Annotated in this window: 11 protein-coding genes; 6 read left to right on the top strand and 5 right to left on the bottom strand. The window is 68.3% G+C overall.

Annotation, left to right across the window (positions count from 1 at the left end; all coding sequences use genetic code 11):
• Positions 1 to 139: 139 nt before the first annotated feature.
• The 4 genes from yccS to ABE473_RS17350 all read left to right on the top strand — a co-directional run bounded on the left by yccS (position 140) and on the right by ABE473_RS17350 (position 5,271).
• The gene (yccS, locus tag ABE473_RS17365) at positions 140 to 2,317 is read left to right on the top strand and encodes a YccS family putative transporter (protein ID WP_346490351.1); all 2,178 of its coding nucleotides are present in this window, start codon (positions 140 to 142) and stop codon (positions 2,315 to 2,317) included.
• 170 nt (positions 2,318 to 2,487) lie between these two features.
• Entirely contained in the window at positions 2,488 to 4,377 is a 1,890-nt protein-coding gene (locus tag ABE473_RS17360; RefSeq protein WP_346490350.1) for an MFS transporter, read from the top strand.
• Positions 4,378 to 4,492: 115 nt separating this feature from the next.
• On the top strand, positions 4,493 to 4,852 hold the full coding sequence (locus tag ABE473_RS17355; RefSeq protein ID WP_176987977.1) for a CD225/dispanin family protein: 360 nt from the start codon (positions 4,493 to 4,495) through the stop codon (positions 4,850 to 4,852).
• Positions 4,852 to 5,271, top strand: a complete 420-nt coding sequence (locus tag ABE473_RS17350) for a DUF2752 domain-containing protein (protein ID WP_346490349.1) — start codon at positions 4,852 to 4,854, stop codon at positions 5,269 to 5,271. Before ABE473_RS17355 ends, ABE473_RS17350 begins: the two co-directional genes overlap by 1 nt.
• A 9-nt stretch (positions 5,272 to 5,280) precedes the next feature.
• On the opposite strand, the gene ampE is transcribed toward ABE473_RS17350, so the two are convergent.
• From ampE to ABE473_RS17325, 5 genes are all read right to left on the bottom strand, one after another.
• Positions 5,281 to 6,174: a regulatory signaling modulator protein AmpE gene (ampE, locus tag ABE473_RS17345; protein ID WP_346490348.1), complete on the bottom strand. Its 894-nt coding sequence runs from the start codon at positions 6,172 to 6,174 to the stop codon at positions 5,281 to 5,283.
• 120 nt (positions 6,175 to 6,294) lie between these two features.
• Positions 6,295 to 7,200, bottom strand: coding sequence for an NAD(+) diphosphatase (nudC, locus tag ABE473_RS17340; RefSeq protein ID WP_176987974.1), 906 nt, complete (start codon positions 7,198 to 7,200; stop codon positions 6,295 to 6,297).
• A 68-nt stretch (positions 7,201 to 7,268) separates the two neighbouring features.
• Positions 7,269 to 7,658, bottom strand: a complete 390-nt coding sequence (erpA, locus tag ABE473_RS17335) for an iron-sulfur cluster insertion protein ErpA (protein ID WP_019185327.1) — start codon at positions 7,656 to 7,658, stop codon at positions 7,269 to 7,271.
• A gap of 37 nt (positions 7,659 to 7,695) precedes the next feature.
• Complete coding sequence (locus ABE473_RS17330; protein ID WP_346490347.1) at positions 7,696 to 8,157, bottom strand: polymer-forming cytoskeletal protein; 462 nt, start codon at positions 8,155 to 8,157, stop codon at positions 7,696 to 7,698.
• 4 nt (positions 8,158 to 8,161) lie between these two features.
• On the bottom strand, positions 8,162 to 8,911 hold the full coding sequence (locus ABE473_RS17325) for a DUF6776 family protein (RefSeq protein WP_346477866.1): 750 nt from the start codon (positions 8,909 to 8,911) through the stop codon (positions 8,162 to 8,164).
• A 181-nt stretch (positions 8,912 to 9,092) separates the two neighbouring features.
• Between ABE473_RS17325 and ABE473_RS17320 the strand changes: the two genes are divergently transcribed.
• Together ABE473_RS17320 and ABE473_RS17315 are read left to right on the top strand one after the other, a co-directional pair.
• The gene (locus ABE473_RS17320) at positions 9,093 to 9,719 is read left to right on the top strand and encodes a DUF4126 domain-containing protein (protein WP_346477867.1); all 627 of its coding nucleotides are present in this window, start codon (positions 9,093 to 9,095) and stop codon (positions 9,717 to 9,719) included.
• A 57-nt stretch (positions 9,720 to 9,776) separates the two neighbouring features.
• Positions 9,777 to 11,636, top strand: coding sequence for an EAL domain-containing protein (locus ABE473_RS17315; protein WP_346490346.1), 1,860 nt, complete (start codon positions 9,777 to 9,779; stop codon positions 11,634 to 11,636).
• Positions 11,637 to 11,638 lie beyond the last annotated feature (2 nt).

Raw genomic sequence — 11,638 nt, 5'->3', positions numbered from 1 at the left:
TGGGCCGGCTGCGGGCGGCTCCCTTAAAGGGGTGGTCTTCTTTCTTGCCCGGCCTGCGGCCGGCACTACCCTCGGCGGTGAAGGTGTCCCCTTCACCCCGCACCGGCAATAATGGCGGCCTCTCTTCCGCCGAGTCGCCATGCCTTCGTTCGAAACCCGCGTCAGCCGCCTGTGGGCGCATGAGAAGGCCAGCTATGGCCTGCGGGTGTTCATCGCGCTGTCCGCGGCGATGGGGCTGTGCTGGTACCTGGACCAGCTGACCGCCCTGCCCGGCGTGTTCCTGGGCATCATCGCCAGTGCGATCGCCGAGACCGACGACAACTGGTGGGGGCGGATCAAATCGGTGGCGCTGTCGCTGCTGTGCTTCGTGGCCGCGGCGGCCGCGGTGGTGCTGCTGTTCCCGCATCCGTGGTGGTTCATCACCGCGTTGGCGGCAGCCACCTTCGGGCTGACCCTGCTCGGGGCGCTGGGCGAGCGCTATGCCTCCATCGCGCAGGCCACGGTGACGCTGGCCATCTACACCATGATCGGGCTGGAGCAGCACGGCGCGGCCGACCTGTCCCAGGCGATCAACGCGGTCAGCCACCTGCTGGCCGGTGCGGTCTGGTACGCCCTGCTCTCGATCCTGTGGACGGCCCTGTTCGCCAATCGGCCGGTGCGCGAGCGCGTGGCCCGCCTGTACCTGGAACTGGGCCGTTACCTGCAGCTCAAGGCCGATCTGTTCGAACCGGTCCGCGATGCCGATGTGCAGAAGCGCCAGCTTGCGCTGGCCGAACAGAACCGGCGCGTGGTCGAGGCGCTGAACATCGCCAAGACCGCGATCCTGGCCCGGTTCGGCCGCTCCGGCCGGCCCGGCGTGCAGTCCGGCCTGTACCTGCGGCTGTACTACATGGCGCAGGACTTCCACGAACGCGCCAGTTCCTCGCACTATCCGTATGGCGCGCTCACCGAGGCGTTCTTCCACAGCGACGTGCTGTACCGCTGCCAGCGCCTGCTCGCGCTGCAGGGCGAGGCCTGCGCCAACCTCGGCCAGGCGATCCGCCTGCGCCAGCCGTTCCAGTACGGCGAGCGCACCAAGCAGGCCACCGCCGATCTCACCGATTCACTGACCTGGCTGCGCGCCCAGCACAATCCGCAGTGGCAGCGCCTGCTGGCCTCGCTGGAACTGCTCGGCCACAACCTGCAGAGCATGGAACGCCGCCTGTCCGAGGCCGAGAAGTCCGAGTCCACCCTGGACAACGTCGATACCCGCCTGCGCGATACCAACCCGCACACGCTGCGCGAAATGGGCGTGCGCATCCGCCAGCAGCTCACCCCCGGCTCGGTGCTGTTCCGGCACGGCCTGCGCATGGCGCTGGCGCTGATCGTCGGTTTCGCCGCGATCCGACTGTTCAACGCCCAGAACGGCTCGTGGGTCCTGCTGACCATCGTCTTCGTGTGTCGTCCGCATTTCGGCGCGACCCGGCAGCGGCTGGCGCAGCGGATCGCCGGCACGCTGATCGGCCTGGTGCTGACCTGGGCGCTGATGCAGCTGTTCCAGGACCTGCGCATCGAACTGCTGATCGCGCTGCTTTCGGCGCTGCTGTTCTTCTTCACCCGCAGCGATCGCTACCTGGTGGCCTCGGCGGCGATCACGGTGATGGCGCTGACTTGCTTCAACCTGATCGGCGATGGCTTCCTGCTGATCTGGCCGCGGCTGGTGGATACGCTGCTGGGCTGTGCGATCGCCGCTGCCGCCGCGTTCCTGATCCTGCCTGACTGGCAGGGCCGCCGCCTGAACCTGGTGATGGCGCGCGTGCTCGACAACTGCGCGAAGTACCTGCACGCGGTGCTCGGCCAGTACGGCAGCGGCATGCAGGACGATCTCGCTTACCGGATCGCGCGGCGCGACATGCACAACGCCGATGCGGCGCTGTCCACGGCACTGTCGAACATGCTGCGAGAGCCCGGCCACGTACGCCGCAACCTGGATGCCGGCTTCCGCTTCCTGGCGCTGTCCAACACCCTGCTCGGCCATCTCTCCGCGCTGGGTGCGCACCGCACCCAGCTGGACAGCTACGGCCAGGATCCGCTGGCGCTGTCCGGTGGGGAACGCGTCGAACAGGCGATGCAGCAGATCGCCAGCGCGCTGCAGCAGCGCGAGCCGGTGGCCGAGGACGCCAACGACGGCGACCGCGCCCTGGCCGAGCAGCTGGAGCAGATCCCGGACGAGATGCCACCCAAGCTGCAGCTGATCCGTACCCAGATGGGGCTGATGCTGCGCCTGCTGCCCAAGCTGCGCGGTGCCGCCAACGAGGCCGCGCGCACGTTGGGGTAGGTATCGACCGTTGGTCGATCCGGATATTGAACGTCTCACGACCCATGGAACGTCTCACGACCAACGGTCGTGAGCTACCTGAGACGGGGGCTGCCTGCACCGTGCCGCGGCGCTGCCATGCTGCGCCAACAGGGAGAATGCTAGGCTGCGCCGGTTCGCAAGGAGTCTCCATGTCCGGCCATAGTCAGTTCGCTCTGCTCAGGCAACGCCGTTTCCTGCCGTTTTTCATCGTCCAGTCGCTGGGCGCGTTCAACGACAACGTCTACCGCCAGGCGATCATCGCGCTGCTGTTCTTCCTCGGCACGCCGATCGAAGAGCGCTCGCTGTATACCAATCTGGCCCCGGCGATCTTCATCCTGCCGTACTTCCTGTTCTCGGCGCTGGCCGGCCAGATCGCGGAGAAGCTGGAGAAATCGCGGCTGATCGTGATCACCACCACCATGGAGATCGCGATCATGTCGCTGGCCGCGCTCGGTTTCCTGACCGAGAGCATGCCGGTGCTGCTGGTCGCGCTGTTCTGCACCGGCATGCAGTCCACCCTGTTCGGGCCGGTGAAGTACTCGGTGCTGCCGTCGATCCTCAAGCCCGAGGAGCTGACCGGCGGCAACGGCCTGGTCGAGATGGGCACCTCGCTGTCGATCCTGACCGGCATGATCGCCGGCGGCCTGATCTTCACCCTGGCCGGAAGCCATGGCCCGATCGTGGCCGCCACGGCAGTGATCGTGCTCGCCATCGCGGGCAACCTCACCGCGCGGATGATCCCCAAGGTCGATGCCGGCGCGCCGGACCTGAAGATCCACTGGAACCCGCTGCCCGAGTCGCTGGCGGTGCTGCGCATGGCCAAGAAGCAGAAGGCCGTGCGCAACGCGATCCTGGGCGTGTCCTGGTTCTGGTTCGTCGGCACCATGCTGACCTCGCAGCTGCCCACCTACGCCGAGGTGAACCTGGGCGGCGGCTCCACGCTGTACATCTTCGCGCTGGCGCTGTTCTCGCTGGGCACCGGCACCGGTTCGCTGCTGTGCGAGAAACTGTCCGGGCGCACCGTGGAGATCGGCCTGGTGCCGCTGGGTGCCTTCGGGATGACTGCCTTCATGCTCGACCTGTACTTTGCGCGGGTCGGCGAATCGGCCGCCGCCGGGTTGTCGATCTGGCAGTTCGTGCAGGCGCCGGGCAGCGCGCGCATCATCATCGACCTGATCGGCATCGGCCTGTTCACCGGCTTCTTCGTGGTGCCGCTGTTCGCCCTGATCCAGAGCCGCACGGCCAAGTCGGAGATGTCGCGCGTGTTCGCCGCGCTCAACATCCAGAACTCGGGCTTCATCGTGCTCGCGGCAGGTCTTGGCCTGCTGACCCAGCGCGTGCTGGACTGGTCCATCCCCCAATTGTTCCTGGCGCTGGCGATCGCCAACGCGGTGGTGGCGATCTACATCTTCACGATCGTGCCCGAATTCCTGATGCGCTTCCTCAGCTGGGTGATGGTGCGCGCGCTGTACCGGCTGCGTCCGCACGGGATCGAGACCCACGTGCCGGACGAGGGCGCGGCGCTGATCGTGTGCAACCACGTCAGCTACATGGACGCGCTGATCCTGTCGGCCACGATCCCGCGGCCGGTGCGCTTCGTCATGTACTACAAGATCTTCAACATCCCGGTGATGCGCTGGATCTTCCGCACCGCCAAGGCGATCCCGATCGCCGGCGCACGCGAGGATCCTGCGTTGATGCAGGCCGCGTTCGACGAAGTGGACAAGGCACTGGCCGAGGGCGAGCTGGTCTGCATCTTCCCCGAAGGCGCACTGACCCGCGATGGTCAGATGGGCGCGTTCAAGTCGGGCGTGGAAAAGATCCTGGAGCGCCGCCCGGTCCCCGTGGTGCCGATGGCGCTGCGCGGGATGTGGTCGAGCATGTGGAGCCGGCGCGACACGCGGTTGGGCCGCATGCGCGTGCCCCGCCGCTTCCGTGCGCATGTCGAGGTGGTTGCGTCTGCGCCGATCCCTGGCGATGCCGCGACCGCCCCGATGCTGGAAACGCAGGTGAGGCAGCTTCGAGGCGATCAGGCGTGAGCCCCGCCCTGCCTGCATGTAACCGTCTACATGGACGCAGGTACATCGGTTAGATTACCGCCCGGGGCACCCCGCCCGCGCTGATACACCCACCCAAGCAAATGGAGCTTCGCTGATGAATGCCACCGCCCCCCTGCCGCCCGCCCCGGGCAGCGTTCCGAATCACCTGATCTGGTCGATCGTCGTCACCATCCTGGCGTTCTTCGTGTGCTGCCTGTCGTGCCTGAGCTTCCCGGGCATCGTCACCGGCGTGGTCGCGATCGTGTTCGCCAGCAAGGTCAACGGCCTGCTCAACCAGGGTGACCTGGAAGGCGCGCGTCGTGCCTCCAAGAACGCCAAGATCTGGGCGTGGGTCACCACCGGCTTCCTGATCGCCGGCGTCGTGCTGTTCGTGATCTCGCTGGCCTTCATGGGCGTGGACGGTTACATGGAACAGATGCAGCAGTTCCAGCAGCAGATCGAAAGCAACAGCTGATGCCTGCGCTGCACGGCAAGCGCTGGTTGCTGGCGTTGCTGCCACCGGCCGCAATGGCGGCCGGTGCGGGGTTCTGGGTGCTGCGGCACTACGACCCCAACAGCGCCAGCAGTCCGTTCCCGCCGTGCAGCTTTCTGGCGGTCACTGGCTATTACTGCATCGGCTGCGGGCTGACGCGTGCATTGCACGCGCTGGCCCATGGCGATGTGGTCACCGCGTTCTCGATGAATCCCCTGGCCATGCTGATGCTGGCCATCGCCCCGCTGGTGCTCGGTTGGGCACTGGGCTGGCGGCCACGCGCGCTGCAGCCGTTGATCGCGCTGCTGATGAAGCCCGCCTTCTGGCTGATCCTGCTGCCCGCGTACTGGATCGCACGCAACCTGCCGTGGGTCCCCTTTACCTGGTTGGCGCCGGGCTGACCGGAACGGCTAGGTGACCCAACCGGCGATCACCAGCAGCGCCAGCACCGCCATCCACAGCAGCAGCATGCGCCACACCAGGCTCATCGCATCGCGCAGTTCCGGCAGGCGACGCCACACCGGCACCATGCCCGCATCACTGTAATCGTGCGCATCCTCGCGCAGTTCGGCACTCACGCTTGCCCGCGCGACCGCGCCGAGGAAATGGGTGGAGGCCGACCACTGGTTGCCATGCGCCTCGCGCCAGGCCTTGAAGGCCGTATCGAAATTGCCGACCAGTGCCATCGACACCGACATCAGCTGCGCCACCGGCCACTCCAGCCAGGACAGCACCACGCGCGCACCGGCGACCGCCTCCACGCTGGCCAGCGACCGCATCGGACCCACCGCGAGCAGGGCCAGCAGGCGATACAGCAGCGCGCCGACCGGGCCCAGCAGCAGGAACCAGAACAGCACCGCGAACCAGCGCCGCAGCGCGTTGAGCACGGTAGCCTCGACCAGCGAGGGAACGTCTTCGTGCAGGCTGCCCCCGGCCGACTGCAGCTGCGTGATCGCGAGGTGGCGCGCGTGGGCGTCATCGGCATCGATCACTGCCTCGACATCGCGGTCCAGATCGCGCGGGCCCCAGCACATCACCAGTACCAGCACGCCCAGCAGCAGCGAGGGCAGGCCGTAGACGCGGTCATCGAACAGCCATTGCAGCAGGCCCAGCACGGCCACGAACGGCAGCACCGCCAGCCAGGCGCCCTTGCGGCCGCGCCAGGCCCCGTCCTCGGCGGCATGCCGATCCAGCCACTGCAGCCAGCGCCGATAGAGGCCGAAACGCCGCAGCGCGACGGCCGCGCCCGGCGCGACATGGCCCAGGGCCAAGGCAACCAGCACGGCGACCAGGGTGGTGAACATGTAAGCCTCCGGCTCGGGACGTGGAACGCGCCGCTACTATGCCTTGCGGCCCGGCAATTCCCCGGGCCGTTGGTAATGTACCGCGCCGCGTGTTCAGCCTGCGGCAACGGCACGCGACGGTCAGGCGACCTGCTGCTGGTACCAGTGCTCGATCAGGCTGCGCGAGATCGAGATCGGCGGGGACAGGCGGATGCCTTCGCCGTCGTCCTCGACATCCCGGGCCAGCGCCGCGCCCACTTCCTCGGCGGTGAACCAGCGCGCATCTTCCAGCTCCCCGTTCACGGTCGGTACGTCGTCTTCGGCCGTGGCGGCGAAGCCCAGCATCAGTGCGCCGGGGAACGGCCACGGCTGGGTGCCCAGGTAGCGGCACTCGCGCACGCGCACCCGGCTCTCTTCGAAGACCTCACGGACCACCGTCTGCTCGAGCGATTCGCCGGGTTCCACGAAACCGGCCAGCACCGAATAGCGGCGCGGGGCCCAGTTGGCCTGGCGGCCGAGCAGCAGCCGGCCCTGGTTCTCGACGGCGACGATCACCGCCGGATCCACGCGCGGGTAGTGCTCGGTGGCGCACTGGCTGCAGCGGCCGACGAACCCGCTGCGGCTGAAGGTCACCGCGCCACCGCATACCCCGCAGAAGCGCGTGCGCGACTGCCAGTAGGACATGCCGCGGGCGTAACAGAAGGCGGTGGAATCGGCGATGGACCAGGTGGCGGCGGACTGGCGCAGGTCGACCCGCTGCGGCGCCGTCACCGACAGACCGGCGGCCTCCATCGAGAACCAGGCCTGCTCGCCGCGCAGGCCGAGGAAGATCGCGGTGCCCGGGCCACCGCCCAGGTCGGCGCCGGTCAGTGGCAGCGGCTGACCGTCATCGCCGGCCAGGGCCGTGCCATCCTGATCGAGTATCAGTACACGCGCGTCCGGCCACAGCCGCGACAACGCATCGGCGTCATCGCGCAGGGTATCGGCGCGCTCCAGCGGCTCGCTGACGAAGGCGAAACCGGAAAGCTGCGAAGAGAAATTTGACATCGCAAGAGCCTGCCCACATTCGGCGGGACTGGCAAGCGGCAACCGGCATTCGGCCGGTTGCGCGCGCATCACATGCTGAAACTGCTGCCGCAGCCGCAGGTGGTCTTCGCGTTCGGATTGCGGATCACGAACTGCGCGCCGGTCAGGCTTTCGGTGTAATCCACCTCGGCGCCCATCAGGTACTGCAGGCTCAGCGGATCCACCAGCAGGGTGACGCCGGCGGTATCCACCGCCAGATCGTCCTCGGCCCGGTTCTCATCGAACTCGAAGCCGTACTGGAAGCCGGAACAGCCACCGCCTTCGATGTAGACGCGCAGGGCGAGGGCAGCATTGCCCTCATCCTGGATCAGCTCCTTGACCTTGGCCGCGGCGGCCTCGGTGAAGTTCAGCGGACGGTCCAGGGACTGGTAGTTCGGCGCGGCGGCGGGTGCGCCGGGCAGGGAAACAAGCGTGCTCATGCCCCCAGCATGGGGGCGCACGAGCACGCTTTCAAGTTCAGGCCATCGCCTCGGCCAGCTTCTTGCGGGCGGCGGTGTCCTTGCCCTTGCCCTCGTCCGCTTCGCCGGACGGCGGCGGCAGGGCCATCTGCGCCGAGCTGTGGATCAGGCGGCCGGTCAGCTGGGCGCCGGCGTGCATTTCCACCATCTGGTAGTGGATGTTGCCCGTGACCCGGGCGCTCGGGGTCAGCTCGACCCGCTCGGTGGCATGCACGTCCCCGTCCAGGCGGCCGCTGATGACCACGACCTGGGCGCGGATCTCACCCTCGATGGCACCGTGCTCGGCCACCGTCAGGGTGGCGTTGCTGGCGCCGTCCAGGGCGATCACCTTGCCCAGGATGGTGCCTTCCACGTACAGGCCACCGCTGAATTCCACGTCCCCGCGGATCACCACCTGCGCGCCGATCAGCGCGTCCACGACCAGATGTCCGTCGCGGTTGGACTTGTTGCTGCCAAACATGGGCTTACTCCCCTTCTTTTGCCGATGCCGCCGGTGCTCCGGCCTGCTTCCAATCGAATACCTGGGTGGCGCCCCCCGCGCCCGATCCCAGCGTGACCCGCACACGTTGCGGGGTGAATCCCTGCGGCAGCATCACACTGCCGGTGAGCTGCTGGAAGTACCGGAAGGAATACTCCTGGCCCGGCACCTTGGTGCGCTGGTGCAGCTCGTCCCAGCTGACCGAGGTCAGCTTGCCGTCCTTGACCCCTTCCACCGTGAAGCGCATCTGCCCTTGGCTGATCGCCCCGCGGTTCAGGTTCTGGGTCAGCACCACGGCGTACTGCCAGGTGCCGCCCGTTTCCGGCGAGAACTCCACCGAATGGGTGTTCAGGCCCTTGCGCTGGCTGGTTGCACCGACCAGCCGCTCGTAGAAGGCCACGTCGGCGCGCAGGCCGGCGATCTCTTCGTCGCGCTCGCCCAGCGACGTCTGGACCTCGTTGTTGGCGGCGCGGCTGATCCGGTCGGAAGCCTGCAGGGTCGCCTGGCGCTGCTGCAGTTCGATGAGCTGCTGCTGGAGGCGCTCGTTGCGGGTCTCCGCCGCCTTGAGCTGGGTGCCGACGTCGCCGCCGGGCGAGCCCAGCCAGGCGCCGAGCAGCACGGCAAGGATCAGCGACAGCAGCCACGCCCCGCCCAGCACCAGCAGGCGCTTGCGGTCCTGCACGGGCGGCATGCCCGGCCGGCGGATCTGGATGCGGGAAGGTGCGGGTTTATTCATGGCAGTCCTGGGCGACCGCGCCTGCGGGCGCTGTCGCAACGGCCCCTGTCTGGAACGACGGGCTAGTGTAAGTCAGGGAAAAGGCCTTGTCCGCGCAGGCCCGGGATCGGGGCAGTGGCGTTCATGGACGTCATCCCCGATAGTGTGCGCCTGTGCACATTCTGCAGCCGGAGCGCGTGCCATGACCGAAGCCCACCTGTTCGTGATCGGCATCCTGCTGGCCTGGCTGGCCGGCATCCGCGTCTACCTCACCGTGTTCGGCGTCGGCCTGGCCGGGCTGCTCGGCTGGGTCGACCTGCCCCCTGCGCTGCAGGCCACGGAATCGTGGTGGGTGCTGGGCACCTCGGCCGCGCTGGCCATCGCCGAATTCTTCGCCGACAAGATTCCCGGGGTCGATTCGGTCTGGGACCTGGTCCAGACCCTGGCCCGGGTACCGGCCGGTGCCTTCCTGGCGGCCGCGACACTCTCCCCCACTGGCGAGCTCAGCGGCACCGCGCTGGTCGCCGGGGCCGGCGTCGCGCTGGCCAGCCACGGACTCAAATCCGGCACCCGTGCCCTGCTCAACACCTCGCCCGAACCGGCCAGCAACTGGATGGCCTCTGCGGCGGAGGACACCGTGGTGGTCGGCGGGCTGGCACTCGCGCTGGCGCACCCGTGGCTGGCGCTGATCCTGGTGGTGGCGTGCAGCCTGATCGGCGCGCTGATCGTGTGGATGATCTGGCGGACGCTCTGGAAAGGCATGCGCTGGCTGATGCGTCAGGCCGACAGCGGCCAGACGCAGGTCAAACCGGGAACCCTGCCACGGTAATGCGCGCCCTGCCCATGGGCGTTCATCGCATAATTGCGGCGCAGACTGGGAGTACTGATGGCCGTTCACGACAACGTTGTTGCATCCACCCGCGCCGCGCGCGCTGAAACGCCGCCGGCCGACCACTGGCAGCGCTGGCAGAGCCAGCCCTCGCCCGCTCCCGCGGCGCCCAGCAATGTCGTCGCGCTCACGCCGGCGCCGGCCAGCCCACCACCCCTGCTGCCGCCGATGCACGCCGAGACCGGCACCCTGCCGCCGCCGGGCATCGACTCTCCGTACCGCGTGCTGATCGTCGAAGACGACCGTTCGCAGGCCCTGTTCGCGCAGAGCGTGCTGCACGGTGCCGGCATGGAGGCACTGGTGCACAGCGATGCCGAGGGCGTGCAGCAGGCGATCGCCGAGCATCGGCCCGACCTGATCCTCATGGACCTGCATCTGCCCGGGCTGGATGGCATGCGCCTGACCGCGCTGATCCGCCAGCAACCCGGCCAGCAGCTGCTGCCGATCGTGTTCCTCAGTGGCGACCCGGATCCGGAGCGCCAGTTCGAAGTGCTCGACAGCGGCGCCGATGATTTCCTCAGCAAGCCGATCCGCCCGCGCCATCTGATCGCGGCGGTCTCCAACCGGATCCGCCGCGCACGCGCACAGGCAGCCTCGCAGGCGGGCACTGACGGGGCGCCGGCCATCAACAACCCGGAAACGGGGCTGCCGACCCGCCACCACGTGATGCAGCAGCTCGGCGCGTCGCTCAACCATCGCGATCGCGGCGGCCTGTTTTTCATCGAGATCGCCAGCGCGCTCGGCCTGCGCGAGCGCTATGGCTATGCCGCGTTCGAACGGCTGATGGCCCAGGCCGGCCAGCGCCTGGCCGACGCCGCGCGGCCGCATCTGCTGGCGCGCCTGAACGACAACAGCTTCCTGGTGCTGGCCCGCGATGTCGACGAGGACACGCTGGATGCGATGGCGCATGCGCTGCGCCAACAGCTCTCCTCGCGCGCCTTCGTGATCCGCGATGACGAATCGGTGCACCTGCGCGGCGTGGTCGGCCATGCCCAGCTCTCGCCGGGCTTCCCCGATGCGGGCAGCGCACTGGAAGCGGTCGAACGCACCACGCTGCAGGCGCGCCTGCTCACCGCCGGCGTGGCCGCCTATGTGCGCCGCGAAGACGTCGCTGCGCAGGAGCACCTGGCCCTGCTCGAAGGCCAACTGGAACTGGCCTACCAGCCGATCGTGGCCGTCGCCGGCGGCAACACCGCGCAGTACCAGGTGCTGCTCCGCCTGCGCCAGGCCGATGGCAGCGTGCTGGCGGCCGGCCAGGTGATCCCCGCGGCCGAAGCGGCCGGGCGCATCGCCGATCTGGACCAGCAGGTGCTCGACCACGCGCTGGGCCTGCTCGATCTCTACCGCCACGCCGCGCAGCCGCTGCACCTGTTCGTCTCGCAGTCGCTGCGCACGCTGGCCCGCGATGCCTTCGGCGACTGGCTGCTGGAATCGCTGGCGAGCCGGCAGATCGATGGCAGCGCACTGGTCATCGATGTGCGCCTGCCCGATGCGCTGATCCACACCGTCACCCTGCAGCAGTTCTGCACGCGCATGCATGCGGCCGGCGTGCGCTTCTGCCTGAGTCAGTTCGAGCCGGGCGACGAAGCCAACGCACTGATGGCGCAACTGCCGCTGGCGTATGTCCGCATGGCCGCGCGCTTCTCCAACAGCCACACCAACCAGCAGACCCGCGACGAGCTGCGCGCGGCGATCGACCGCGCGCACCGCGCCGGGCTGCGCATCATCGGCCAGCAGATCGAGGATCCGCAGGCCGCGGCGGCGATGTGGATCGGCGGGGTCGATTTCATCCAGGGCAACATGGTCCAGTCCGCCGGGAGCGAACTGAACTTCGACTTCCAGAATTCGGTGCTCTGAGC

Origin of the sequence: Stenotrophomonas sp. TWI700 (genome assembly GCF_039673645.1) — a bacterium.
In the GTDB taxonomy this organism is placed as follows: domain Bacteria; phylum Pseudomonadota; class Gammaproteobacteria; order Xanthomonadales; family Xanthomonadaceae; genus Stenotrophomonas; species Stenotrophomonas maltophilia_AA.
This window is presented reverse-complemented; position numbering and strand designations above follow the sequence as displayed.